The following is a 24,988-nucleotide window of genomic DNA, read 5'->3' on the forward strand; positions in this document are numbered from 1 at the left end:
TCAGGACGCGCGGTGGGTGACCGCGCAGACGAGGGGGGCGACGGCGTGACTACGAGCCGTTCACGGAACAAGGCAGGCGCGGGGCTGAAGATGGAGCGCGTGTGGACGACGGAGGGGGTCCACCCGTACGACGAGGTCTCGTGGGAGCGCCGGGACGTCGTGATGACGAACTGGCGGGACGGCTCGATCAACTTCGAGCAGCGGGGCGTGGAGTTCCCGGAGTCGTGGAGCGTCAACGCGGCGAACATCGTCACCACGAAGTACTTCCGGGGCGCGGTGGGGACCCCGGAGCGGGAGTGGTCGCTCAAGCAGCTCATCGACCGGGTGGTGAGCACCTACCGCACCGCCGGCGAGGAGTACGGCTACTTCGCCAGCCCGGCCGACGCCGAGATCTTCGCGCACGAGCTGACCTGGATGCTGCTGCACCAGGTGTTCAGCTTCAACTCGCCGGTCTGGTTCAACGTCGGTACGCCGTCGCCGCAGCAGGTCAGCGCCTGCTTCATCCTGGCCGTCGACGACTCGATGGACTCCATCCTCGACTGGTACAAGGAGGAGGGGCTGATCTTCAAGGGCGGCTCCGGCTCCGGCGTCAACCTGTCGCGCATCCGCTCGTCCCGTGAGCTGCTCTCCTCCGGCGGCAACGCCTCCGGCCCGGTCAGCTTCATGCGCGGCGCGGACGCCTCGGCCGGCACCATCAAGTCCGGCGGCGCCACCCGGCGCGCGGCCAAGATGGTCATCCTCGACGTGGACCACCCGGACATCCAGGAGTTCGTGGTCACCAAGGCGCGTGAGGAGGACAAGATCCGCGCGCTGCGGGACGCCGGGTTCGACATGGACCTCGGCGGCTCCGACATCGTCAGCGTGCAGTACCAGAACGCCAACAACTCGGTCCGCGTCTCCGACGAGTTCATGTCGGCCGTCGAGAACGGCAAGGGCTTCGACCTGCGCGGCCGGCTGGACGGCGCGACGATCGAGACCGTCGACGCCAAGAACCTCTTCCGTGCCATCTCCCAGGCCGCCTGGGAGTGCGCCGACCCGGGCCTGCAGTACGACGACACGATCAACGACTGGCACACCTGCCCGGAGACCGGGCGGATCACCGCGTCGAACCCGTGCTCGGAGTACCTGCACCTGGACAACTCCTCGTGCAACCTGGCCTCGCTCAACCTGATGAAGTTCCTCCGTGCCGACGGTGGCTTCGAGGTGGAGAAGTTCGTCAAGTCCGTCGAGTTCGTCATCACCGCGATGGACATCTCGATCTGCTTCGCCGACTTCCCGACCGAGAAGATCGGCGAGACCTCGCGCGCCTACCGGCAGCTCGGCATCGGCTACGCCAACCTCGGCGCCCTGCTGATGGCCACCGGCCTGCCGTACGACTCGGACCAGGGCCGCTCGGTCGCCGCCGCGATCACCTCCCTGATGACCGGTACCGCGTACCGCCGCTCGGCCGAGCTGGCCGGGGTCGTCGGCGCGTACGACGGCTACGCCCGTAACGCCGAGCCGCACAAGCGGGTCATGCGCAAGCACGCCGCCGCCAATGACGAGATCAAGCCGACCAGCCCGGTGGCCACCGCGATCGTCCGCGAGGCGACCAAGCAGTGGACCCAGGGCAACAAGATCGGCGACAAGAACGGTTGGCGTAACGCGCAGGCCAGCGTCCTCGCCCCGACCGGCACGATCGGCTTCATGATGGACTGCGACACGACCGGTGTGGAGCCGGACCTAGCGCTGGTCAAGTTCAAGAAGCTGGTCGGCGGCGGCTCGATGCAGATCGTCAACCAGACCGTGCCGCGCGCCCTGCGCAGCCTCGGCTACCCCGAGGAGCAGGTCGAGGCGATCGTCGAGCACATCGCCGACCACGGTCACGTGGTGGACGCCCCCGGCCTCAAGCCGGAGCACTACCCGGTCTTCGACTGCGCCATGGGCGAGCGGACCATCGCCCCGATGGGCCACGTGCGGATGATGGCGGCCATCCAGCCGTTCGTCTCCGGCGCCATCTCCAAGACGGTCAACATGCCGGAGGCGGCCACCGTCGAGGACGTCGAGAAGATCTACTTCGAGGGCTGGAAGCTCGGCCTCAAGGCCCTGGCGATCTACCGGGACAACTGCAAGGTCGGCCAGCCGCTGTCGGTGGCCAAGAAGAACAAGGCCACCGAGCCGGCCGCCGTCGAGACCACGACCGCCGCGCCGGCCGCGGTGGAGAAGGTCATCGAGTACCGGCCGGTGCGCAAGCGCCTGCCGAAGAAGCGCCCGTCCGAGACGGTCAGCTTCTCCGTCGGTGGCGCCGAGGGTTACCTGACCGCGTCGTCCTACCCGGACGACGGCCTCGGCGAGGTCTTCCTCAAGATGTCCAAGCAGGGCTCGACCCTGGCCGGCGTGATGGACGCCTTCTCGGTGGCCATCAGCATCGGCCTGCAGTACGGCGTGCCGCTGGAGACGTTCGTCAGCAAGTTCACCAACATGCGCTTCGAGCCGGCCGGCATGACCGACGACCCGGACGTGCGGATGGCGGCCTCGGTGATGGACTACATCTTCCGCCGCCTGGCGCTGGACTTCCTGCCCTACGAGCGCCGCGCCGAGCTGGGCATCTTCACCGCGGGTGAGCGGGCCGCCCAGCTGCGGGCCGAGGCCGACGCGGAGGCTGCCGCCGCCGTCACCGGTGCGGACCTCACCGCGATGGCGTCCTCCGCGCCGGTCGAGGCTCCCGCCAAGACCGAGGCGGTCGCCCAGCCGGCTCAGGAGATGGCCGACGTGGCCGCCGCCAAGCCGGTGACGAGCGTGGGTTCCAGCACCGAGCTGCTGGAGGCCGTGATCGGCAAGGCCGCCGACGCGCCGCTCTGCTTCACCTGCGGTACGAAGATGCGCCCGGCCGGTAGCTGCTACGTCTGCGAGGGCTGCGGCTCCACCAGCGGCTGCAGCTGACGTACGGAGAACGCTAGCGAGCGCGGCAGGGGCACCTGCCGCGCTCGCGGCGTTCCGCCTGTTGATACCCCGATTTCAAGGAAACCGGGGTATCAACCCCGTCGGGATGCCCCGACATCATGAAACGCGAGTCGATCTTCGCGACGTCGGCTTCATTCCGTGCCAGATCAGTGGTCTTCATCGCCCCGGTTGGGCGCGGTGCGAGGCTGGCGGCATGACTTCTCCCCTTGCGCGTCGCGTCTACGAAACGTGTCACCTGACCGGGTCGTTTCTCCTGCGGTCCGGTCGGACGAGCGATGAGTACTTCGACAAGTACCTGTTCGAGGCGGAGCCTGGCCTGTTGCGTGAGGTGGCCGAGGCGATGGTCGCGCTGCTGCCCGAGTGTGACGTGCTGGCGGGGATGGAGATGGGCGGCATTCCGATCGCGACCGTGATGTCTCAGTTGACCGGGCTGCCGACCGCGTTCGTGCGCAAGCAGGCGAAGGAGTACGGCACCGGCAAGGCGGCCGAGGGCGCCCCTGTGGACGGTCGGCGGGTCGTGGTGATCGAGGACGTGGTCACCACCGGCGGGGCATTGCTGGCGTCGTGCCGGCAGCTACGGGTCGGCGGCGCGAAGGTCGACTCGGTGGTCTGCGCCATCGACCGGGAGCAGGGCGGACGGGAGAGCCTGACGGCCGAAGGGCTCCGGTTGCGAGCCGCCCTCACCCGTCGCGATCTGGAACTCCCCCTGCCGGGCTGATCGTCCGACAAGCCGGCTGCTCAAATGCCCCGCTAGACGCCCGGAATGCCCCCGGCCGAGGCAGCCCAGGTGCGGACGGAGGCGGATTCCTCGCGGCATCGCGAGCTAGCAGATCAGCGGTCTTCGTCGCCCTCGGTCGGGCGTGGCGGGCGATTGTGCTTGGCCCACTCGTCGACCTCGTCCGCGTCCCAGATGGTCGTTCCGATCAGCCGGGCCAGCGGCTCGGGGAAACCCGGTCGGCGGGTGATCTGGAGAACCCGCTGCCGAGACACGCTGAACAGGGCGGCCAACTCGCCAGGCCCGTACAAGCGCGGTCGCTTCACGGCCTGAAAGTAAGCTTGACTACCGATTGACTATTGCAACTTACAGATTGACAAGACAGCCGAAGGTGATGTGTGCTGAGGTGGTTACGCCGGGCAATGGCGGAATGGGCCACCGGAAGGCTGAGTGCCGAAGCACGTGTCGTACGACGAGTACGTACTGGCCGTGGCGCTGACTCTGGCTCGAAGACATCGGCCGGTCTGGTCGTGGCGGCTGTGGCGACGGATCTGTCGGTGCGGTGCGGATCTACCGTGCCGAGTGCGACATCGCATCCCGATCCGACGCGGCCACTGGCCGGGGGAGGGGCAGGAGTGACCGAGAGCCAGTCCCGGATGCCCATTCGTGATGCGGTGCTTACAACGCGGCCGGTCATGAGCGCACACAGCCCGGTCCTTCCGCTATGGACCTGTGCTGGATGTGACGCGCCCTGGCCTTGCCGAACCCGACGCGCCGAGCTGCGGGCCGAGTTCCAGGGCGTTCCGGTTTGGTTGGCCCTGTACATGGGTGCTTATTACCTCTCGGCAGCTGAGGACCTGACCTGGGTGTCTGCCGAGCTGCTGCATCGTCGCTTCCTGGGCTGGATGCGTGAGCCACACCCTGCTCAAGACTCCGGCGTGATCGTCTGATGCTGACCAGTCGCAGCAGCTCGGCCACGACTGGTCAGCATCAAGGGATCATGCAGAAGCGTGTTCCGTCGAACGTGACCGTGAACCGTCCCACCGGGCTGTACGGCGAGGAGACCCGGGACGTCACCTCCACAGTGGCCCGTAGTTCGAGCCGAACATCTGCTCGCCGAGGCCGCGCAGCACCAGCTCGCACCGCGCCTTGGGCGGCCAGCCGCCTCAATGGTTCGGTAACACCCGTGCCCTGACGTACGAAGAAGGTGTGTGAGGGCGACGAGGGAGGGCGGCCCGTGAATGAGCCGAGCCGAGCTGATGACGACATTTCCGCGATCGGGGTGGATCCAGCGGCCTTCGAGGTCTTCTACCGGCGGCACCTGGAGGCGGTGGGCCGGTTCGTGGCGCGGCGGGTCGACGACCCACATCTCGCCGCCGACCTGACCGCCGACGTGTTCCTGGCGGTGATCGAGTCGGCGGCCGGCTACCGGCCGGACCGGGGTAGCCAGATCGGCTGGCTGTACGGGGTGGCCCGAAACGTCATCGGCGACGAGCGGCGACGGGCGGCGCAACGACTGCGGGTGACCGGCCGCCTGGCCGGACGTCGGGACCTCGGCCCCGACGACATCGCGCGGATCGAGGAGCGGATCGACGCCGAGTCGGCGGCCCGGCGTACCCATCGGGCGCTCAGCGAACTACCCGAGGGCACCCGGTCGCTCGTCGAACTCGTCGCCGTCGACGGTCTCGCCGTCGCGGAGGCGGCGACAGCGCTCGGGATGTCGCCGGTCGCCGCTCGGGTCCGCCTGCACCGCGCCCGCCGCCTCGTCCGCGCCGTGCTCGCCGGCCCGGTCACCACCCTCGCCTGAGATGAGACGGAGCTGACGATGAACACGACCGAACAGTCGCCGCAGGGTTTCGAGGAGCAGCTTCTCAGGGACCTCAGCGCACACGTCGTCCAACGGGCCGAGCTGGCGTCAGCGGGCCGTCCGGCCGGACGCCGTACCCGGTTCCTGCGTGGTTGGCGTCTCGCCGGAGCGATCGGGATGGCGGTGACGCTTACCGCCGGTGCGCTGGCGGTCCAGACCATGAGGGTCGGCGACCAGTCGCCGCCCAGGGCCAGCGCGTCGGAGATCTTCCACCTGGCCGCCGACGCCGCCCGACAGCAGCCGGAGCTCACCGCCCGCCCCGACCAGTACGTCTTCACGGAACGTCTCGCGACGTTCCGGGACCTGCCGGACAGCGGCCCGTACCGGACGATGCGGAACCAAATGTGGCAGTCGGCCGGTGGCGTCGCCCACACGCAGGCACGCTATCGACCGGAGACCGACCCGAAGGGGTGGGGCGAGCTGAAAGTGCTTCGCATCGAAGACCCGGACGATCCCGAGAAGGAGCTCGACGCGTTCCCGCCGCCCGCGTACCACGGCGACCTGCCCACCGATCCGGACGAGCTGCTCCGATACCTCCGGGAACACCCGGTCGACCTGCATCTTTCCAAAGGGGCCGATGAGGAGGCCGTCTACGGGGGCGAGAGCATGCCGTACACCACCGCGCGGTCGATGGTCCGCGAGGGTTACGTGCCGCCCCGCGCGCTCGCGGCGCTGTTCGAACTGCTGGCGCGGCAGCCCGGAGCGGTCGTCATCTCGGGTGACGTGGTGGACGCCGCAGGCCGACACGGGGTGGCGATTCGAATGCCCGGCGTGATCGGTGGTAACGAGGATCTTCTCTTCGACCGGGACACCCACGTCTTCCTCGGCACCAGAAGTTCGGTGGTACGAAACGGCAAGGAGTCCCTGTACGCGGCTGTCGCTCTACTGCGCATCGCCATCGTCGACCGACCGGGCCAGCTGCCCTGAGCGGTGCGGGGTCTCATCGTTCCGCGTGGTCCGCTGGTGGGGCCGACCCGGCCGCGGTCCACGACTGGGTCAGGCCGGGGCAGCGCCGTTTGCGAGGCTGGCAGCATGACTTCTCCCCTTGCGCGTCGCGTCTACGAAACGTGTCACCTGACCGGGTCGTTTCTCCTGCGGTCCGGTCAGACGAGCGATGAGTACTTCGACAAGTACCTGTTCGAGGCGCAGCCGAGCCTCTTGCGTGAGGTCGCCGGGGCGATGGTCGCGCTGCTGCCCGAGTGTGACGTGCTGGCGGGGATGGAGATGGGCGGCATTCCGATCGCGACCGTGATGTCGCAGCTGACCGGGCTGCCGACCGCGTTCGTGCGGAAGCAGGCGAAGGAGTACGGCACCGGCAAGGCGGCCGAAGGCATCCCCGTGGACGGCCGGCGGGTCGTGGTGATCGAGGACGTCGTCACCACCGGCGGCGCGTTGCTGGCGTCGTGCCGGCAGTTACGGAACAGCGGCGCAGAGGTCGACTCGGTGGTCTGCGCCATCGACCGGGAGCAGGGCGGACGGGAGAACCTGGCGGCCGAAGGGCTGCGGTTGCGTGCCGCCCTCACCCGTCGCGACCTGGAATCCCCCCTGCTCAGGTGACGGTCGCAGGCTCGGCTGCCGGCCGAGCTGAATGCTCAGTGGTCACATGCCGTCCGGTGCGGGTTCCGGACCGGCGCCGGGGAGCGTGAGGATGCCCGGGTTGCACTCGACCGCTCGTACGACATGGCCGCCCTGACCGGGCTCGACGAGCAGCAGGCCGTAGTCCGGCAGGGTTTGCAGGACGTTGGGCTCGACAGCATATTCGTACGTCCGTGCTGTCGACGTTTCCTGGTTCCACTGAAGCGTCTCGGCCACCGTCGCGGTGGTGGTCCAGTCGCGGGTGAGTCTGATCATCGGGCTGGTAGCGGCGTCACCGCTGATCGATTCGCTGTGGGTGGAGGCGCCACCCAGGGATCGACTCAGCTGTGAAAGGATGAATTTGTGCTGCCGGCCGATGTAGTCGGCCGCGCGGGTGGCTTCCTCGTGATTACCGAGCCGCATGAACACCACCGGTCCGCTGCCCAGGACACGCAGTGCGGTTTCGCGTAGGTGTCGGAACATCAACACCAGACGTACGCCCCGGCGGGAGCAGACATCGGAGAGTGACTCGATGTGGCGAGCCGACAGCGCATCGGCGCCAGCGATCAGTAGCGTGGAGGGCTGGTCCGGGGTGTTGGCTATTCGGTGGGTCAGCCATTGCACGATCAGATCGTCGAGCAGTTCATGGCGGACGGCGGGTCCCTTGACGTCAATGGTCATGCAGCCCAGCGAGGTCGACGGTCGAGGGTGATTTCGGGTGCCGAGCGCTCGTAGTGGATGCAGGTAGGCGTCGAGTTGCTGCAATCGCCCGTGGGCCTGTCGTCGGTAGTCGGCAGAGAACAGGTTGTCGCCGATGTGCGCCTGTTCAGCGGCGGTGAGTGTCGTCGCGTCGGCAGGCTCGCCCATCAACACCCCGATCGCGTCGACCAACCGCGCGATGGTCACGTCGTTGCCCAGCTGCTGGCACAGCGTGCTCAGGATCCGATGGTCGACCGTGCTGTCGCCCGTCTCGGCACGGCTGTTACGTTCGCGACGGTCTGCACCCACCGAGCCACCGTGGATCGACTCGACCAGCACGTCGACCAGCTGATCGGCGGCCAATCCGACGAGCAGGTCGCTGTCGGCAAGGTCTCGGGGTAGAACCTGCGAGTCGACGGAGTAGCCACGCGCGGCAGCCAGGGTGAGTAGCTCGTGGCTCACCTGCTGTCCGGAGACGTCGACAAGCGTCAGCGACTTCCCGGCGGCCAAGGTGGACGCACCGTAGACGGTCAGGAAGGCCTCCCACCCCCACAGGTCGCCACCGATCACGTCGATCCGGCGATTCCCGCCTGGTGCGGGCGTCGGCACCCATTCCTGACTCGACGCCACCCGGTTCCACTCGGCCTGACGGAATTCGGTCATCCGTGTCTGCCACGCCGCCAGCGAGTTCTCGTATCGCCATTGAAGACGCTGGGTGCGAGACCGGATCCACGCGTAGCGCGATACGTAGAGTGTGACCGGCGTGAGGACCACCGCCGTCACCGCCACCAGCACAATCTGTAGATAGATGTGGGCGGCGATCCCGCAACAAAGTATCGGGATGGCCACCAGGACCGCCCGATAGAGCCACCGCCAGGCTCCCCACGGGAGTTCTTCCCGTACGACAGCCGCCTCGGCGACCATCTGCGGAGTGATGCGTGGCGGTTGCGGTGGCGGTTCCGCGAAGGGACGTTGCAAAGCGGTCCGGTCCCGGAATGTCCACCCGATTCGCTCATCCGGAGTAAAAAGCGCCTCGACGGGTGCTCCCGGGACGTCCACCGTGTTGTCATCGATCACGCGACGTCCCCCCAGATTCACGAGATCCGATGGCAGGGGGTTGAGCGTAGCTGAGGTCGGGTCTAGCTTCATCGTCACAATGGACGCTTCCGGGCTGACTGACGGGTTGACGGCGGTGCGCGCCTGTCGGATTCGGCAGCTGTATCGCACGCCGGAATACGCGCGCGCCGACCAGGGCCGGGCGCAGCGTCACGCGGCCCTGATCTCGGCCTATCACCTTGCTTCGGGGGCCCGGCCCGGCCCGGTGGTGGTGGGCTGGCAACGCACCGGCGATTCTTCCTCGATCGAGGTTTTCGCCGGCGGCTTCGTCGTGGGGCCGGTCGGTGACGACGGTGGGGTGTTGTTGAGCGTGCCGGCGGGGGGCCGCGGTGACCCTCTCGACGATGGAGCGCTGATCCGGGCACTGCGGGCTGTTCCGTACTGGACACGGGTCGTCGGTATCCCTGACGGCCTGCTGGTCGGTGACCTCACGCCGGACCGAACGGCGGACCTGCGGCCAACCCTGGATGACTGCCTGCTCCGGGTATGGCGGGAACCGTTCGCCTGGTTCGTACTCGCCGAACCGGTATCTCCTGCGGATGTCACCAGCGAAGCTGCCGCGGTCGCTGCCCTGGAGCGCGATGCGAAGGCCCGGTCTTCGCCCGAGTACGTGGTCCGGGGTGCCCGGCTGGAGGCGCGCCACCGGGACCTGCGGCGAGCCGAGTCGGCCGGTTGGTGGCGCATCCATCTTCTGGCCGGCGCGGACAGCCCTGAGGCGGCGACCACTGTCTCGGCACTGCTGAGTGCGTCGATCGACCTCCATCAACTTCCGTACGCGCTGGCGCCGTCACACGTCACCGGTGACCTGGACACCGTGCTGGGCAGCGGCGTGGGCGCCTTCACGGGCAGCTCGCTCCTGCTCGCCGCGCTGACGAACGCTCCGAACGAGGAGGTCCCCGGCGTACGCCTCACCGCACGACCCGATTTCGACGTGACCGCCGAGCGGGAGCCCGGTGCTCCCGTGCTGCCGTTGGGGCGGGTACAGGACCACAACGAGGCCGACGCGGACCCGTTCGTCGTGACCACCGGGAGCCTCAACCGGCACACGTTCGTGAGCGGCGCGACCGGCACCGGAAAGTCGCAGACCATCCGCGCGTTGTTGGAAAGCGCCAGCCGGTTCGGGTTGCCGTGGCTGGTGGTCGAACCGGCGAAGGCCGAGTACCGGTTGATGGCTGCCCGGCTCGGCGACAGTTCCCCGGTAGTCGTGATCCGGCCCGGCGACCCAGGGAGCCTGCCGGCCGGAATCAATCCGTTGGAGCCCGCGCCGGGATTTCCGCTGCAGACTCACGTCGACCTGTTGCGCGCGCTGTTCATGGCCGCTTTCGAGCCACACGAGCCGTTTCCGCAGGTCCTCAACGCCGCGATGACCCGCTGCTACGAGGACCTCGGCTGGGACCTGGTCACCAGCGGTCCGCTGCACCCCCACCTCACCCCCCGCTACCCGACCCTGGGCGACCTGCAACACACCGCCGAGCGGGTCGTCGACGAGATCGGTTACAGCCAGGAGATCACGAACAACGTGCGGGGATTCGTCAAGGTTCGGCTGTCCAGCCTGCGACTGGGCACCACCGGACGGTTCTTCGAAGGTGGACATCCTCTCGACTTCCCCACGCTCATGCGCAGCAATGTCGTCCTGGAGATCGAAGATGTCGGGGACGACCGGGACAAGGCCTTCCTCATGGGTGCTGTGCTCATCCGGCTCGTGGAGCATCTCCGGATCGCCGTCGGTCCGTCCGCGCAGCTGCGACACCTGACCGTGGTCGAGGAAGCTCACCGCCTGCTACGACACACCTCGAACCAGGGCCCGTCCCCGGCACGGCACGCGGTCGAGCTCTTCGCCGCCCTACTCGCCGAAATTCGCGCGTACGGTGAAGGTCTGATCGTCGCTGAGCAGATTCCCAGCAAACTGATTCCCGACGTCATCAAGAACACCGCCGTCAAGATCGTCCACCGGCTGCCGGCCCGTGACGATCGCGACAGCGTCGGCGCGACGATGAACATCACCGACGCTCAATCCCGGCACCTGGTGACCCTGCCACCCGGCACCGCCGCCGTATTCACCGACGGCATGGACAATCCCATCCTGGTCCGCATGCCCGACGGGACCGAGCGAGAGCAGGTCCCCCGCCGAACAGAGTCACCGGCCGGCATGATCGGACGTCGTAGCGGCAGCTGTGGTGCCGACTGCCAGACCCAGGCCTGCACCCTCACCGACATGAGCCGAGCCCGCCGGGTCCTGGCCCACCCCGACAACCGCCGGCTGACCATCTGGGCCGAACTCGCCGTACTGGCCCACCTCACCGGCTGGCTGGCGCCCCTGCCCGGGGCGGATCTGAAGTCCGCGTTGAACAGCCTGGCGGTCCGCCTGCGTGACTGCGCCATCAGTCACGCCGTCGACGCCGCGGTAGCGGCCCGTACGTCCGGCGTCGGCGGTGTGGCCGCACCGCGCGACCTAGCGATCCATGTCGCCAGCGCACTGCGCGATCAGCTCGTCGGCAACCAGTCCTGCTCCTCGGAGGAATCCCATTGGCTCGCCAGACCGTACCGGTGGGCGTTGGTCCGTGACGCACTCGCCTTCCACAACCGCACGCATCTGCTGGGCAGGCATCCCTGGTCCGACGGATGGGCGGAGTCCTACGGCCGGCCGATACCCGGGGAAACCTGTGTCGGGCAGAAGGCAAGCGTCGACGCCTGGTACGACTCCGACCAGAAGGACGGCGCCACCCGCGTTCTTGTCGCCTTCGGAGCGTCGCAAGCGCCTTCGCCCATCGAAACGGCGGTCGGAAGTAGTCGACAGGCTGAGGACTGGACCGATCGGGTCAGCGAGGAGTTGCGACACTTCGAGCCGGCGCAGCTCTCCTGGCCGCTGCTCTACCTGACCGCGGCGGCGTCCACCGCTGCCGAAGCGCCCAACCGCTACGACCAGCCGAACGGCGAGACGCCTGCCGACAACGTGGCCCCATACGACGAGTGCGGCGAGTGCCAGCACCGCTGCGCCTACCGCCGGCACGCCGAATCCGTCGTGGCTCGTGATCCGGCCGGGACAGGCAAGCTCCTTGAACTGGCCATCGCAGGCCCCAGGCAGGGCTCCGCAGCGGAGATCGTCTCGCAGTTGGTGCATGTCGCCGGCGCAACGCCGGGCGGCGGCGCCACGACGGCGGTCGAGGACTACCTGGTGTGCGTCTTCGTCCACGCCATTCACACCCGATACCCGGTGAGCCAGCGCAACGCCGGAGGCGCCGCAGCCGCGGTCTCCGGCATCGCCCTGACCCGTCGCCGCGTCCGAGCGGAGGGACCACATGATTGAGGGAGCGGGAGATGTTGCCGCGGGAGCCGCCAAGGCTGCGAGCGAGGTTGTCGACGCAGCCGTGCAGGGTGCCCAGAAGGCCGCCGAGGGTCTAGCGAAGGCGGTCGACGCAGCGACAAAGGCCGGCGGCGAGGTCGCGACGAGTGTGGCGGACAAGGTCCAGCAGGCCGCACAGCCCGTTGAGACAGCGATCGCCTCGACCGCGGTGAACCCACTCGAAAGCACCGGCCTGGCGACCTTGCGGGCGGAGGACGCCGTCGGCCTCCCGGCATCGCGAGGGTTTCCGCCAATGGCGGGTGATGGTCCGTACCAAGCGCCGGTTATCGAACCATCGACGGCAGAGGCCCCAGCGCCGCAACCAGTGAGCGCCCCAGGCGTCGAAGATGTTCATGCGGTCGCAGAACTCCAGGTCGTATCTGACCAGGCGCCGGGAGTCCCTGACGCCGAAGCCGCCGACCCGGTTTCGGCACATGAAGTCGCCGACGTGTCCCCCGACACTCAAATGCAGGGTGTAATCCCGACGGCGGCTCCCAACGGCGCAGCGTCCGCCGTCACCGAATCTCCAGTCCTGGCCCCGCTGACCGCAGACGCTTCAGCGCCTGACGCAACGCCGTCCAGTGAGGGTGCAAATCCTGCTGATACGCCTCGTGGTGGATCCGCACCGGCCGACGTGGCAGGCGAGGCGAAGCCCGACGGCGGTCGCGAGTCAAAGTCGGCGGCACTGGATCCTGAAGGAGTGCATGACGCAACAGAACATGTTGCAGGCATAGTCGTCGACATTGCTGGAACTGATGTCCATGTCGTGTTCGCGGAAGTGGAGAATCCGGTTCAACCAACTCCGGAGGAGGTTGCTGCCGCCAACACCCCGAGGGCGTCAGCGTTGGTGGTTGTGCAAACGTTGGATGGAGATCCACCCCCGGGCCTGCCACCTGGTTTGGCCGATGCTGCCACGGTGGGCTTGGCTGCTGCCATAGCAATAGAACGTGGCGCTGAGGCTATTAAGTCTGCTACGTCCGAGGCATCGGAACGAGTCGTTGAATTTGCCAGGACCGTTACTGAGACGGCAAAGGAAAATATCAGTAACTTCCTGGACGCGAGGTTTGGTGGCGGAAGAACGTGACGACGAGCATTGATAGCCGGGGGTTCCGGAGGGGCGGCGGTTCCGCGAGTCTCAGCAGTGTCGCCCCAGAGAGGGCGAGGTACGCATCATGAACGCGCATCTAGAGGTGGCCGACCTGGTTCGAATGCTGGCGCAGGGTGACCGGGAGGCCGTGGACCTTGTTCTCACCGAGATATCGCGATCTGGGTGGCGTAACGCGGAGGTGGTCATCGCTGCCACCTTCGGGCTCGCCGTCAACCTGCGATTCCCCGACGGAGCAGTGAGCCCTGCCGACGTTGCTCGGTTCGCCGCCGAGGCGCATTCCCACTATCCCGCCGCTGGATCGGCGTCAGTCGCCGACGTGGAGAGCATGATTCAAGCCGCTCTTGGTAAACCGGATCGGGCGGACCATATCGCCGCCGAGCTGGCCGCGCGCATTCAAACTGCCGTTCTCGACAAGTTCCTGCGGGACTCCGGTCCCACCGAAGCGGAGCTCGAAACCTTCCTCGGCCAAGCGGAGGAGGCCGCTGCCCCGTACCTGACGTGAGGCTCAAACGAGGGCTGAGCCCGGAGGGTAATGGCTGACATGATCAGGGCATGACAACCGCCGAGGCGTACGTCGAGTTCGCGCAGCGCGAGGCACACGGGGTTTCACCCACGTACGAGCGGCTGTCGTACGCCGTCGCCGACGACCACGACCTGCTCGCCCTCCTCGACGCGCTCCCGCCCGCCAAGCGACAGCCGAACCTGCTGTACGGCGTGGTCCGCTGGTTGGGCGGCCCGGTCGACGACCCGGCCGCGTTCCACGACTACGTGCTGACGCACTGGCCGGTCATCGACACCGAGCTGAAGCGCCGGGCCACCCAGACGAACGAGGCCGGTCGCTGTGCCGTGCTGCTGCCGGTGCTCGCCGCGCTGCCGCAGCCCCTCGCCCTGCTGGAGGTCGGCGCGTCCGCCGGGCTCTGCCTCTATCCCGACCGGTACGCCTACCGGTACGGCGACCATCAGGTCGGCGACGGCGTGCCCATCCTGAAGTGCGCGGCCAGCGGGTTGACGCCGCCTGCGCGCGTACCCCAGGTGGTGTGGCGGGCTGGCCTCGACCTGAACCCGCTCGACGTGACCGACCCCGACGACGTGTCCTGGTTGGACGCCCTGATCTGGCCGGAGCACGCGCACCGGCGGTCCCGGCTGCGCGCGGCGGCGGCGGTCGCCGCCGTCGACCCGCCGCTGCTGGTGCGGGGTGACCTGGTGGACGACCTGCCGGCGCTGGCGGCCCACGCGCCGGCCGACGCAACGCTCGTGGTCTTCCACACGTCGGTGCTCTACCAGGTGCCCGCCGCGCGCCGGGACGCGTTCGTACGGCTGGTCGGTGAGCTGCCGGGGAACTGGATCGCGAACGAGGCCCCGGAGGTGCTGCGCTACGAACAGTTGCCCGACTCGCCGGATGCGGCGCTGCACAACGTCCTCGCGCTGGACGGCGAGCCGCTGGCCTGGACCCGGGGCCATGGTCAGGCGATGACCTGGTTCGGCTGAGAGCGAGCCTCGAGGGGCATCCGGGAGCGCAGAGCCCGGACGAACCAGTCCACGGCCGGCGCGACCGCACCCCCACCCGACCAGCCGTTGATCACCGACAGCAGGTCGAGGTAGCGGTCCCGGCGAGGGTCGTTCGCCAGGACCAGCCGATCCAGCAACCGCTGGCGCAGGTCGGCGTCCTCGGCGAGGCCGTGCAGGCGGGCGTACCGGCGGGTGACCGCCGCCACCACCGGCCCGGCCTCGTCTCCGGTCGGATCGATGCCGGCGGCCAGCGCGCCCGCCACCTCCTCGCGCACGATGGCGACGGCGTCCGGGCGGGGGAGACCGGGCACGTCGTTGTCGGCGGAGTGCTGACGGGCGAGCCGCCGCATACTCGTCCGGAACGTGGGATCCCGGCACAGCTCGGCCAGCTCCACCCACGCCTGAACCTGCTCGGTGCTGGGGTCGTCGGGCAGCTCCGGCGTCATCGAGACGATCACCCCGGGGTAGGTCTTCCAATCGTCGGTGAAGACGCTGGCCAGGAAGTCGTCCACCAGGTGCCCTCGTTCACGGGCGGTGAGCTGGGCCAACCGGTGCAACTCGTCGACCTCCGCCGGGCCGGCGCCGCGCCTCGCCGCGACGGTCAGCACCGCCTGCCGCAGCCGCAACACGCGGATCTGCGCCGCCAGCGCCTCGGCGTGCGTGGCGGCCACCTCGTGTAGCGGTACCTCGCGTTCCACCACGCGACGGATGGCGGCCAGGTCCACACCCAGGTCCCGCAACGTCCGGACCAGTTCCAGCCGGGCGACCGCCTCGGCGTCGAACACGCGGTAGCCGGCGGAACTCCGGTCGGTGGGCGGCACGATCCCGCTGTCGGCGTAGTACCTGATGGTCTTGACGCTCAGGCCGGTGCGCCGGGCCAGCTCGCCGATGGAGTACCGCTCGTCACCGCTCATGCCCCCACCCTCACGTCTCCCCCCGGTGGAGACTCAAGCCACCGGATCAGCGCAGAAATGCCGAGACGGTGGCGGTGAACAGGTCCGAGTCGTCCAGCCACGGGTAGTGCCCCGCGCCCGGCTGCACCACCAGTTCGCCGCCGGGTGCCAGCTCCGCGAACTGGGCCACCAGACCCGGCGGGGCGCCGAGATCCAACTCACCGGCGAGCAGCAGCACCGGGCCCGGGTGGGCGGCGAGCGCGGCGCGGGTGGCCGACGGGTCGAAGGCGCCGTCGCCGCCGAACACCTTGGCGGCCTCCTGGTTGCGCTGGGCGGTCTCCAGCGCCTGGTGCGCACGAGCGGCCGAGTCCCACCGGCCGTAGAAGAACGGCGCGATGGCCGCCCAGGCGTCGCTGGTGGCTCGACCGGCCACCATGGACTCCAGCGCGGCGGCGGCCTCCGGGTACCACTGCTCACCGGCGCGGGCCCGGGTGACCTCCCGGCGCAGCGTGGCGGTGGCCTCCAGCCCGACGGCACGGGTGCTCGGCGTGATCAGCGCGAGCCGGCCGATCCGGTCGGGGTGCCGGGTCGCGTACCGCAACACCAGGTTGGCGCCGGCGGAGTGCCCGAGCAGGTCCACCCGGTCGAGCCCGAGGTGCACGCGGAGCGCCTCGACGTCCGCGACCAGGCGGTCGCACCGGTACGAGGAGGTGTCCGACGGCACCGCCGACCGGCCGGTGCCGCGCAGGTCCAGCCGTATCAGCATCCGGTGCGACGGCAGGCCGCCCAGGTCACCGAGGTACGCCGAGTCGCGCATCGGCCCGCCCGGCAGGCAGATCAGCGGGTCGCCCCCGCCGAGACTCCGGTACGCCAGCGTGGTGCCGTCGGGCGCGGCGAAGGTGGGCATGACCCACCCTCTCAGACCGTCGGCGTGTCCCGCAGCCGGCGCAGCGGCGAGCAGACCACGAACAGGCATGCCGCGCCGCACGCACACCGAGCGCTTCCTAGACTGCGCGGGTGAGCGGAGAGCGACGACCCCTGGCTGACCGGCCGCTCACCGAGCCGCACCCGTCCCGCCTGCCGCCCGACCATCCGGACCGGGCCCGGACCATCGCCGCACACGACGCCGCGCTGGCCGCCGGAGAGGCCGGCTACCTCGACCCGGCGACGGGTCTGTTCGTGCTCAGCGCCGCCTTCCTGGCCCGTCGCGGCACGTGCTGCGGACGGGGTTGCCGGCACTGCCCGTACGTGGACGATCCACCCTCGGAATGAGGACTTCCGCCCGACCCGGACACCCCGTACGGTTTCCGACGGACATCCGGCGGGCCCCTTCCGCCGTCGGTCGGCGAGAGGGTGGAACGTGCGCGGGCGGATCGTGGTCGCCGGGCTGGCGGGCCTGCTGGTGAGCGGCTGTGCCGCCGAGGCCGGGTCGGTGGCGGTGCCACCACCGGCGCCGGTGGCCCTGGACGTGTCGGCGGCCTCGTCCGGCGGCGCGTGCCGGCTGCTGGACTTCGCGGTGATCGAGCAGATCGTCAAGGTGCGCTTCGACGTGGCGGCGGCCAGCGAGCGGAACGACACCCACACCTGCGTGGTCCGGGCCGAGCGCGCGGCGCTGCCGGAGCTGATGCTCAGCGTGTCCGAGACGAGCATCGACAAGACCACCTTCGGCGCGGACGTGGTGCCCGACAAGGCGACGAAGATCACCGGCCTGGGTCAGCAGGCGTACCGGCGGACGGCCGCCGCGGGCGGCGGACATGGGCCGGTCGCCGAGGTCGGTTGGCTGGCCACCGACGGCCGACTCGCCACCCTGACCTGGACCGGTGCCAAGGGCGAGCGCACTGCTGCGGACAAGCTGGCCGCTGAGCTGATCGCCCTGGCCAAGAAGGTCGACACTCGGGCGCTGTGACCGCCCGTGAGCGGTCAGCTGGCGGCGACGAAGACCCGGGAGGCGACCTCGCGGGGCAGCCGCACCCGGTCGCCGGAGCGGTCGATCGACACCCCGTCGCGCTCCTGGGCCACGGTCACCGTGGCGCCCGGGTCGACGCCCGCGGCGTGCAGCTGGCGCAGCACGTCGGAGTCGGTCTGCACGCTCTCGCAGATGCGGCGGACCACGACCGGCCCGGACAGCCCGGGGAAGGCCAGGTTGCGCTCGCCCTCGCCGGCCTCGCTGGCCGGGGCCCCGGGGGAGCCCAGCTCCTCCAGACCCGGGATTGGGTTGCCGTACGGCGAGCGGGTCGGCCGGTTGAGCAGGTCGTACACCCGCTTCTCGACGGCGTCGCTCATCACGTGCTCCCAGCGGCAGGCCTCCTCGTGGGCCTCCTCGTAGGGCATCCCGATGACGTTGACGAGCAGCAGCTCGGCGAGGCGGTGCTTGCGCATCACGGCCACGGCGGAACCCCGGCCGAGCGCGGTGAGCGTCAGGTGCCGGTCGCCCTCGACGGTGAGCAGGCCGTCGCGCTCCATCCGGGCCACGGTCTGGCTGACGGTGGGGCCGCTCTGCTTGAGGCGCTCGGCGATCCGGGCACGCAGCGGCGGCACTCCCTCCTCTTCCAGCTCGAGGATGGTGCGCAGGTACATCTCGGTCGTGTCGACCAGATCGTGAGACTTCATAAGGTAAGCGGCCCTCCGATGAACGATGCTACCCTGCCGCGCGCCGAGCGACCGCTGCCGAATCGCGCCGGGGTGACCCGGATGGTGTTGGATGGTCGCCATGTCCGGTACCGAGGAGCTGCTCGTCGAGGTCGACCGGCTCGCCGCCGAGCTCGACCACGCCGACCCGCCCACCCTGCTCGATGTCCGCTGGCGGCTCACCGGCCCGCCCGGCCACGACGACTACCTGGCCGGTCACCTGCCCGGCGCGGTCTTCGTCGACCTGGACACCGCGCTGTGCGGGCCGCCCGGCGTTGGCGGCCGGCACCCGCTGCCCGACCCGGGCGCGCTGCGGGGGGCGCTGCGGGCCGCCGGCGTCCGTTCCGGTCACCCCGTGGTGGTGTACGACGGCGGCGACGGCCTGGCCGCCGCGCGCGCCTGGTGGACGTTGCGGTGGGCCGGGCACCGGCCGGTGCGCCTGCTGCACGGGGGCTTCCCGGCGTGGGTGGCCGCCGGCCGACCGGTCTCCACCGAAGCGCCCGTCCCGCGCCCCGGCGACGTCGAGGTGCACCCCGGTGCCCTCCCGGTGCTCGACGCCGGGCAGGCCGCCGCCCTGGCCGCCGCCGCCGACGCCGTGCTGCTCGACGTACGGGCGGCACCGCGCTTCCGGGGCGAGGTCGAACCGATCGATCCGGTCGCCGGTCACGTGCCCGGCGCGGCGAACCTGCCCGCCGGCGAGTACGTGGGCGCCGACGGGCGCTTCCCGGCCGCCGAGGTGTTGCGGGACCGGTTCGCCGCCGTCGGCGTCCAGGGGGCGCGGGAGGTCGGGGCGTACTGCGGTTCCGGTGTCACCGCCGCGCAGGCGGTCCTCGCGCTGCACCTGGCCGGCCGGCCGGACGCCGCGCTGTACGTCGGGTCGTGGAGCAACTGGGTCGCCGACGCGTCCCGGCCGGTAGCCACCGGGCCGACACCGGAGCGCTGACCAGCGCGTGCGACGGGCCGACGACGGTCCTCGTGCGACGATGGGCTCATGTCCGACGACACGGTGGTGGTGTGGGACCCCGCGCTGCTGGCCTACAACCTGGGTGACCATCCGCTCGACCCGGTCCGCGTGGAGCTGACCGTCGCGCTCGCCCAGGAGCTGGGCGTCCTGGCCCGACCCGGTGTGCGCGTGGTCAAGCCGGAGCCCGCCGACGACGCCCTGCTGACCCGCGTGCACGACCCGGCCTACCTGGCCGCCGTACGGGCCGCGCCGCGCGACCCGCTGTTCGCCGGGTACGGGTTGGGCACCTCCGACAACCCGATCTTCGAGGGGATGCACGAGTCCAGCGCGTTGATCGCCGGCGCGACGGTTGCCGCCGCGGAGGCGGTCTGGCGGGGCGACGCCCGTCGGGCCGTCAACGTGGCCGGTGGCCTGCACCACGCGATGCCCGCCCGGGCGTCCGGTTTCTGCGTCTACAACGACCCGGCGGTGGCCATCGCCCGGCTGCTCGACCTGGGCGCGGAGCGGATCGCGTACGTCGACGTGGACGTGCACCACGGCGACGGGGTGCAGGACATCTTCTGGGACGACCCCCGGGTGCTCACGGTCAGCCTGCACGAGACGCCACTGGCGCTCTTTCCCGGTACCGGGTTTCCCGACGAGACCGGCGGTCCGGGCGCGCAGGGCAGCGCGGTGAACATGCCGCTGCCTCCGGGCGTCGACGACACCGGCTGGCAGCGGGCGTTCCACGCGATCGTGCCGTCGGTGCTGCGCGCGTTCCGCCCGCAGGTGCTCGTCACCCAGTGCGGCGCGGACGGGCACCGGCTGGACCCGCTGGCCGACCTGAACCTGACGGTGGACGGGCAGCGCGCCACCTACCTCGCGCTGCGGTCGCTCGCCGACGAGCTGTGCGAGGGCCGCTGGATCGCGACCGGCGGCGGCGGGTACGCGCTGGTCGAGGCGGTGCCCCGGGCATGGACGCACCTGCTGGCCGTGGCGACCGGCGACCCGATCGACCCGGCGACGCTCACCCCGCTCGCCTGGCGGGAGTTGGCGGCGGCCCGTCGACCGGGCCGGGAGATCCCGCTGCGGATGACCGACGACGCCGACCCGTCGTACGAGCCGTGGCAGCCGACGGGCGAGCCGAACGCGGTGGACCGCGCCATCGCGGCGACCCGCAAGACCGTCTTCCCGCTGCTCGGGCTCGATCCGTACGACCCGCGGGACTGAGCCGGGCCGTTTTCGGTGACGAGCGTGGACCAACCCGTGGACGTGCTGCTCAGCGATGGCAGCACCGTCCAGTTGCGACAGATCGACCCGACCGACGCGCCGGGCGTGGTGGCGATGCACAGCCGGTTCTCCGAGCGCACCCGCTACCTGCGGTACTTCTCGCCGTACCCGCGCATCCCGGAACGGGACCTGATCCGTTTCGTCACGGTCGACCACCACGACCGGGAGGCGTTCGTGGTGCTGGCCGCCGACCAGATCGTCGCGGTCGGCCGGTACGAGCGGCTGGGCCCGCAGGCGCCGGAGGCCGAGGTGGCCTTCGTGGTGGAGGACGCCTTCCAGGGGCGGGGTATCGGCTCGGTGCTGATGGAGCACCTGGCCGACGCCGCCCGGCGCAACGGCATCATGAGCTTCGTCGCCGAGGTGCTGCCGGCCAACGGGACGATGCTGCGGGTCTTCTCCGACTTCGGCTACCAGGTCCAGCGCGCGTACGCCGACGGCGTGGTGCACCTCAGCTTCCCGATCGCCCCGACCGAGGCCACCCTGGAGGTGCAGCGCGGCCGGGAACACCGCACCGAGGCGCGGTCGATCGCCCGTCTGCTCGCGCCACGGGGCATCGCCGTCTACGGCGCGAGCGCCACCGGGCAGGGTGTCGGCGCGGCGGTGCTCGGGCACCTGCGCGACGGCGGTTTCACCGGCGCGGTCGTGCCGGTGCATCCGAGCGCGTCGACGGTGGCCGGGCTGCCCGCGTACCCCAGCGCTGTCGACGCCCCGATGGCGGTGGACCTGGCGGTGGTGGCGGTCCCGCCGGAGGCGGCGACCGCGGTGGTCGCCGACGCGGCCGCCGCCGGCGTGCACGGCCTCGTCGTGATCTCGGCCGGCTTCGCCGAGGCCGGCGGCGAGGGCGCGGCCACGCAGCGGTCGCTGGTCCGCGCGGCCCACGCCGCCGGCATGCGCGTGGTCGGCCCGAACTGCCTCGGCGTGGCCAACACCGATCCGACGGTACGCCTCAACGCCACGCTCGCGCCCGCGCTGCCGCCGGCCGGTCGGGTCGGCATCTTCAGCCAGTCCGGCGCGTTCGGGGTGGCGCTGCTCGCCGAGGCGGACCGGCGTGGCCTCGGCCTGTCCAGCTTCGTCTCCGCCGGCAACCGGGCCGACGTGTCCGGTAACGACCTGTTGCAGTACTGGCAGGACGACCCCGGCACCGACGTGATCATGTTGTACCTGGAGACGTTCGGTAACCCGCGCAAGTTCGCCCGGCTGGCCCGTCGGATCGGTCGCGCCAAACCGGTGGTGGCGCTCGCCTCTCCGGCCCGCCCACCCGGGGTCGGTGACGCCGCCGGCCCGGACGCGGTGGCGGTGGCCGCGCTCTTCGCCCAGTCCGGGGTGATCCGGGTGGACACCGTGGCGGAACTGCTCGACGTGGGAGTGCTGCTGGCCAACCAGCCCCTGCCCACCGGCGACCGGGTCGGCGTGGTCGGCAACTCGTCGGCGCTGACCGGGTTGGCGGCGACGGCGTGCGTCGCGCAGGGCCTGACCGTGGCCGACGGCTACCCCCGTGACGTCGGCCCGAGCGCCGGCGCCGCCGAGTTCGCCACCGCCCTCGCCGAGACGGCCGGCGACGACCGGGTGGACGCCCTCGTGGTGGTCTTCGCCCCACCGCTGCCCGGGCAACGCACCGACGTGGACGCCGACGTCACCGCCGCCCTGCCGGCGGCCCTCGCCCTGGGCAAGCCGACCGTGGCGACGTTCCTGGTCGGCCGGCTGCCCGCCGGGGTGCCCGCGTACGGCGGCGTGGAGGAGGCCGTCCGCGCCCTGGCCCGGGTGCACCGGTACGCGCGCTGGCTGGGCCGCCCGTCCGGCGTGGCACCCCAGCTGCCCCGCATCGACCGGGACGCCGCGCAGGCCGCGCTGCGCGCCGACCCCGTCGACGCGGGGGCGCTGCTGGCCGCGTACGGCATCGGGACCGTGCCGTCGACGCTCGTGGACACGGTCGACGCGGCGGTCGAAGCGGCGGCGCGGGTGGGTTTCCCGGTGGCGCTCAAGGCCGCCGACCCGGGGCTGCGGCACCGGCTCGACCTGGGCGCGGTCCGTCTCGACCTGCGCGACGAGGCGAGCGTCCGTCGCGCGTACACCGAGATGGCCGCCGGCTTCGGCGCGGACGTGCTGGTGCAGCCGATGGTCCCGCCCGGGGTGGCCTGCGTGGTAGAGCTGGTGGAGGATCCGGCGTTCGGGCCGGTGGTCGGCTTCGGACTCGGGGGAGTCGCCACCGACCTGCTCGGGGACCGGGCCTGGCGGGCGGTGCCGCTCACCGACACCGACGCCGCCGAACTGGTCGACGAGCCCCGCGCGGCACCGCTGTTGCGGGGGCACCGGGGCGCCGCGCCGGTGGACCGCGCGGCCCTGGCCGACCTGCTGCTACGGGTCGGTCAGCTCGCCGACGAGCAGCCCCGGGTGCGTTCGGTCACCCTCAACCCGGTGCTCGCCCGCCCGGACGGCATCTCGGTCCTGCACGCCCAGGTACGCGTCGGCGGTGTGGCCGCTCGCCCGGACACCGGCCCCCGCCGCCTCTAAAGGGGCGCGCCGCTCAGGCGCGGCTGGAGATCTGCTGCACGCCCCAGGTGTTGCCGTCCGGATCGGCGAAGAAGACGAAGCCGACATTGTCCAGCGGGTCGGGCACCGGTCGGGGGTTGACGCCCAGCGTCTGGATCTCGCTGACCTGCACTCCCCGCTCGACCAGCTCGGCGTGGGCCCGCTTCAGGTCGGGCACGACCAGTTGCAAGCCCTTGAGGGAACCCGGCGGCATCTCCGGGATGACGCCCTTGCCGATCACGATCGAGCAGCCGGAGCCGGGCGGGGTCAGCTGCACGATGCGCGCGTCGTCGCTGATCACGGTGTCGTGGTCCACGGTGAACCCGATCTGCTCGGCGTAGAACCGCTTCGCCCGGTCCACATCCGAGACGGGCACGATCACGACTTCCAGCGTCCAGTTCACGGGTGCCCTCTCGTCGGGGTCTCCAGTCAACCATCGCGGCAAGGAGGAAGGCCCCGGCGAACCGCCAGGGCCTTCCACAACTTCGGGCGCGTCAGCAGGCGTACGCCTCCAGGCGCTGCGCCCGCTCCGGCGCGCGCAGCTTCAGCAGCGTCCCCTTCTCGATCTGCCGGATGCGCTCGCGGGACAGGCCGAACTCCCGGCCGACCTCGTCCAGGGTGCGCTGCCGACCGTCGTCCAGCCCGAACCGGAGCCGGATGACCGCCTGCTCCCGCTGCGACAGCGTGGCCAGCACGACACTCACCTCGTTACGCAGCTCGCCCTGCGCGGCCCCGTCGCCCGGGTCGGTACGCGGGTCCACCGCGGCCACGAAGTCACCGAGCGCGCTCTCCCCGTCGTCGCCGACGGCCTGGTCCAGGCTGACCGGCTCCCGGTCGTACGAGATGAGTTCGATGACCTGGAACTCGGGGATCTCCAGGGCCCGGGCGACCTCCGCGACGGAGGGCTCGCGGCCCAGCGTCACCGCCAGCTCGCGGCGGGCCCGGACCATCCGGTTGACCTGCTCGACCATGTGCACCGGGATGCGGATGGTGCGGGCCTGGTCGGCCATGGCGCGGGTGATGGCCTGACGGATCCACCAGGTGGCGTACGTGGAGAACTTGTAGCCCTTGGCGTAGTCGAACTTCTCCACCGCCCGGATCAGACCGAGGTTGCCCTCCTGGATGAGGTCCAGGAAAGCCATCCCGCGTCCGGTGTAGCGCTTGGCGATGCTGACCACCAGCCGCAGGTTCGCCTCCAGCAGGTGGTCCTTGGCCGCGCGGCCCTCGACGACGATCAGCTCCAGGTCGGCCCGCAGTTCGTCCGAGACCGGAGTGCAGGTGGCGAGCTTCTCCTCGGCGAACAGTCCGGCCTCGACGCGCCGGGCCAGCTCGACCTCCTGCGCGGCCGTCAGTAGCTTCGTCCGACCGATGCCGTTGAGGTACGCCCGCACCAGGTCGGTGGAGATCCCGCGCTCGTCGGTGGCGTCCAGGTCGGTGAGGGCGTCGGTCTCGGTGCTGATGGCTGGGCGCGTCCGCTGTTCCGTCATCTCTGTCTCCCCGTATCCCACGTCTGTGCCGTGTCTCCGGCCCAGTGGTGCCGGTGTGAGACACAGCTTGGCGGGCGGGACGTGAAACGGGAGTGAGCTGATCGTGGACCCGACAGCAAACGCGCCAGATCCCCCCCAAAATCTGTAACCCCAACGACTGCGCCCCCCGACCCGCCCCCGACCCGCCCCCGATCGCCCTCGGCGCTCCCGACGATCCCGGTGATCAAGAGGTTTGCGTCAAGAATCGTGCGGCGGGTTCAGGGTGTCGGTGCAAGCAGTAGCCGATCAAGGGCTTCTGCGGGAGTGTCCCATCCCAGGGTCTGGCGGGGGCGGCCGTTGAGTT

The 24,988-nt window shown here is 70.5% G+C and carries 21 protein-coding genes; 14 read left to right on the top strand and 7 right to left on the bottom strand.

Annotation, left to right across the window (positions count from 1 at the left end; translation table 11 throughout):
- The first annotated feature begins 12 nt into the window (after positions 1–12).
- Both ACIA3K_RS24030 and pyrE (ACIA3K_RS24035) read left to right on the top strand, forming a co-directional pair.
- Positions 13–2,922, top strand: coding sequence for a vitamin B12-dependent ribonucleotide reductase (locus ACIA3K_RS24030; protein WP_396803890.1), 2,910 nt, complete (start codon positions 13–15; stop codon positions 2,920–2,922).
- Between the two features lie 214 nt (positions 2,923–3,136).
- Entirely contained in the window at positions 3,137–3,661 is a 525-nt protein-coding gene (gene pyrE / locus ACIA3K_RS24035) for an orotate phosphoribosyltransferase (protein WP_396803892.1), read from the top strand.
- 113 nt (positions 3,662–3,774) lie between these two features.
- On the opposite strand, the gene ACIA3K_RS24040 is transcribed toward pyrE (ACIA3K_RS24035), so the two are convergent.
- Positions 3,775–3,984 carry a DNA-binding protein gene (locus tag ACIA3K_RS24040; RefSeq protein WP_396803893.1) on the bottom strand — a complete coding sequence of 70 codons (210 nt, stop codon included), beginning with the start codon at positions 3,982–3,984 and terminating at the stop codon, positions 3,775–3,777.
- A 911-nt stretch (positions 3,985–4,895) separates the two neighbouring features.
- On the opposite strand from ACIA3K_RS24040, the gene ACIA3K_RS24045 reads away from it, so the two are divergent.
- The 3 genes from ACIA3K_RS24045 (at position 4,896) to pyrE (ACIA3K_RS24055) (ending at position 7,082) form a co-directional block, all read left to right on the top strand.
- Complete coding sequence (locus ACIA3K_RS24045; protein WP_396803895.1) at positions 4,896–5,465, top strand: RNA polymerase sigma factor; 570 nt, start codon at positions 4,896–4,898, stop codon at positions 5,463–5,465.
- A gap of 18 nt (positions 5,466–5,483) precedes the next feature.
- Positions 5,484–6,452, top strand: coding sequence for a CU044_5270 family protein (locus ACIA3K_RS24050; RefSeq protein ID WP_396803897.1), 969 nt, complete (start codon positions 5,484–5,486; stop codon positions 6,450–6,452).
- A 105-nt stretch (positions 6,453–6,557) separates the two neighbouring features.
- A complete protein-coding gene (gene pyrE / locus ACIA3K_RS24055; RefSeq protein ID WP_396803899.1) occupies positions 6,558–7,082 on the top strand; it encodes an orotate phosphoribosyltransferase in 525 nt (174 codons plus the stop codon).
- A 42-nt stretch (positions 7,083–7,124) separates the two neighbouring features.
- Here the strand turns inward: pyrE (ACIA3K_RS24055) and ACIA3K_RS24060 are convergent, their stop codons facing one another.
- A complete protein-coding gene (locus ACIA3K_RS24060) occupies positions 7,125–8,723 on the bottom strand; it encodes a hypothetical protein (protein WP_396803901.1) in 1,599 nt (532 codons plus the stop codon).
- 10 nt (positions 8,724–8,733) lie between these two features.
- Here ACIA3K_RS24060 and ACIA3K_RS24065 point away from each other — a divergent pair, with 10 nt between their 5' ends.
- The 4 genes from ACIA3K_RS24065 (at position 8,734) to ACIA3K_RS24080 (ending at position 14,854) form a co-directional block, all read left to right on the top strand.
- On the top strand, positions 8,734–12,222 hold the full coding sequence (locus tag ACIA3K_RS24065) for an ATP-binding protein (RefSeq protein WP_396803938.1): 3,489 nt from the start codon (positions 8,734–8,736) through the stop codon (positions 12,220–12,222).
- Positions 12,215–13,342, top strand: coding sequence for a hypothetical protein (locus tag ACIA3K_RS24070; protein WP_396803903.1), 1,128 nt, complete (start codon positions 12,215–12,217; stop codon positions 13,340–13,342). Before ACIA3K_RS24065 ends, ACIA3K_RS24070 begins: the two co-directional genes overlap by 8 nt.
- Positions 13,343–13,430: 88 nt before the next feature.
- Entirely contained in the window at positions 13,431–13,868 is a 438-nt protein-coding gene (locus ACIA3K_RS24075; RefSeq protein ID WP_396803905.1) for a hypothetical protein, read from the top strand.
- A 50-nt stretch (positions 13,869–13,918) separates the two neighbouring features.
- Positions 13,919–14,854: a DUF2332 domain-containing protein gene (locus ACIA3K_RS24080; RefSeq protein ID WP_396803907.1), complete on the top strand. Its 936-nt coding sequence runs from the start codon at positions 13,919–13,921 to the stop codon at positions 14,852–14,854.
- Here ACIA3K_RS24080 and ACIA3K_RS24085 read toward each other — a convergent pair.
- Both ACIA3K_RS24085 and ACIA3K_RS24090 read right to left on the bottom strand, forming a co-directional pair.
- On the bottom strand, positions 14,830–15,789 hold the full coding sequence (locus ACIA3K_RS24085; protein WP_396803909.1) for a MerR family transcriptional regulator: 960 nt from the start codon (positions 15,787–15,789) through the stop codon (positions 14,830–14,832). The genes ACIA3K_RS24080 and ACIA3K_RS24085 overlap by 25 nt on opposite strands.
- Before the next feature lie 46 nt (positions 15,790–15,835).
- Positions 15,836–16,675, bottom strand: coding sequence for an alpha/beta fold hydrolase (locus tag ACIA3K_RS24090; RefSeq protein ID WP_396803911.1), 840 nt, complete (start codon positions 16,673–16,675; stop codon positions 15,836–15,838).
- A gap of 110 nt (positions 16,676–16,785) precedes the next feature.
- On the opposite strand from ACIA3K_RS24090, the gene ACIA3K_RS24095 reads away from it, so the two are divergent.
- Entirely contained in the window at positions 16,786–17,040 is a 255-nt protein-coding gene (locus ACIA3K_RS24095) for a DUF5522 domain-containing protein (protein ID WP_396803913.1), read from the top strand.
- An 88-nt stretch (positions 17,041–17,128) separates the two neighbouring features.
- On the top strand, positions 17,129–17,674 hold the full coding sequence (locus ACIA3K_RS24100) for a hypothetical protein (RefSeq protein WP_396803915.1): 546 nt from the start codon (positions 17,129–17,131) through the stop codon (positions 17,672–17,674).
- A 14-nt stretch (positions 17,675–17,688) separates the two neighbouring features.
- Here ACIA3K_RS24100 and ACIA3K_RS24105 read toward each other — a convergent pair whose 3' ends face one another.
- Positions 17,689–18,378, bottom strand: a complete 690-nt coding sequence (locus tag ACIA3K_RS24105; protein ID WP_357393611.1) for a metal-dependent transcriptional regulator — start codon at positions 18,376–18,378, stop codon at positions 17,689–17,691.
- Positions 18,379–18,478: 100 nt separating this feature from the next.
- Between ACIA3K_RS24105 and ACIA3K_RS24110 the strand changes: the two genes are divergently transcribed.
- From ACIA3K_RS24110 to ACIA3K_RS24120, 3 genes are read left to right on the top strand one after another with little or no spacing between them, the layout of a single operon-like run.
- The gene (locus ACIA3K_RS24110; RefSeq protein WP_396803918.1) at positions 18,479–19,339 is read left to right on the top strand and encodes a sulfurtransferase; all 861 of its coding nucleotides are present in this window, start codon (positions 18,479–18,481) and stop codon (positions 19,337–19,339) included.
- Between the two features lie 48 nt (positions 19,340–19,387).
- Positions 19,388–20,569 carry an acetoin utilization protein AcuC gene (locus ACIA3K_RS24115; protein ID WP_396803920.1) on the top strand — a complete coding sequence of 394 codons (1,182 nt, stop codon included), beginning with the start codon at positions 19,388–19,390 and terminating at the stop codon, positions 20,567–20,569.
- 15 nt (positions 20,570–20,584) lie between these two features.
- Positions 20,585–23,140 carry a GNAT family N-acetyltransferase gene (locus ACIA3K_RS24120; protein WP_396803922.1) on the top strand — a complete coding sequence of 852 codons (2,556 nt, stop codon included), beginning with the start codon at positions 20,585–20,587 and terminating at the stop codon, positions 23,138–23,140.
- Positions 23,141–23,153: 13 nt separating this feature from the next.
- Here ACIA3K_RS24120 and ACIA3K_RS24125 read toward each other — a convergent pair whose 3' ends face one another.
- Both ACIA3K_RS24125 and sigB read right to left on the bottom strand, forming a co-directional pair.
- Positions 23,154–23,561 (bottom strand): VOC family protein, encoded by a 408-nt coding sequence (locus ACIA3K_RS24125; RefSeq protein WP_396803924.1) that lies wholly within the window; start codon positions 23,559–23,561, stop codon positions 23,154–23,156.
- A gap of 91 nt (positions 23,562–23,652) precedes the next feature.
- Positions 23,653–24,645 (bottom strand): RNA polymerase sigma factor SigB, encoded by a 993-nt coding sequence (sigB, locus tag ACIA3K_RS24130; RefSeq protein WP_396803926.1) that lies wholly within the window; start codon positions 24,643–24,645, stop codon positions 23,653–23,655.
- Positions 24,646–24,988 lie beyond the last annotated feature (343 nt).

Source organism: Micromonospora sp. NPDC051543 (assembly GCF_044454415.1).
Taxonomy (GTDB): domain Bacteria; phylum Actinomycetota; class Actinomycetes; order Mycobacteriales; family Micromonosporaceae; genus Micromonospora.

Coding starts and splice junctions, on each gene's coding strand:
- ACIA3K_RS24090 (WP_396803911.1), bottom strand. CDS start 16,675: ATGCCCACCTTCGCCGCGCCCGACGGCACCACGCTGGCGTACCGGAGT.
- ACIA3K_RS24080 (WP_396803907.1), top strand. CDS start 13,919: ATGACAACCGCCGAGGCGTACGTCGAGTTCGCGCAGCGCGAGGCACAC.
- pyrE (WP_396803899.1), top strand. CDS start 6,558: ATGACTTCTCCCCTTGCGCGTCGCGTCTACGAAACGTGTCACCTGACC.
- ACIA3K_RS24060 (WP_396803901.1), bottom strand. CDS start 8,723: ATGGTCGCCGAGGCGGCTGTCGTACGGGAAGAACTCCCGTGGGGAGCC.
- ACIA3K_RS24085 (WP_396803909.1), bottom strand. CDS start 15,789: ATGAGCGGTGACGAGCGGTACTCCATCGGCGAGCTGGCCCGGCGCACC.
- ACIA3K_RS24105 (WP_357393611.1), bottom strand. CDS start 18,378: ATGAAGTCTCACGATCTGGTCGACACGACCGAGATGTACCTGCGCACC.
- ACIA3K_RS24110 (WP_396803918.1), top strand. CDS start 18,479: ATGTCCGGTACCGAGGAGCTGCTCGTCGAGGTCGACCGGCTCGCCGCC.
- ACIA3K_RS24070 (WP_396803903.1), top strand. CDS start 12,215: ATGATTGAGGGAGCGGGAGATGTTGCCGCGGGAGCCGCCAAGGCTGCG.
- ACIA3K_RS24050 (WP_396803897.1), top strand. CDS start 5,484: ATGAACACGACCGAACAGTCGCCGCAGGGTTTCGAGGAGCAGCTTCTC.
- pyrE (WP_396803892.1), top strand. CDS start 3,137: ATGACTTCTCCCCTTGCGCGTCGCGTCTACGAAACGTGTCACCTGACC.
- sigB (WP_396803926.1), bottom strand. CDS start 24,645: ATGACGGAACAGCGGACGCGCCCAGCCATCAGCACCGAGACCGACGCC.
- ACIA3K_RS24065 (WP_396803938.1), top strand. CDS start 8,734: ATGCGTGGCGGTTGCGGTGGCGGTTCCGCGAAGGGACGTTGCAAAGCG.
- ACIA3K_RS24075 (WP_396803905.1), top strand. CDS start 13,431: ATGAACGCGCATCTAGAGGTGGCCGACCTGGTTCGAATGCTGGCGCAG.
- ACIA3K_RS24115 (WP_396803920.1), top strand. CDS start 19,388: ATGTCCGACGACACGGTGGTGGTGTGGGACCCCGCGCTGCTGGCCTAC.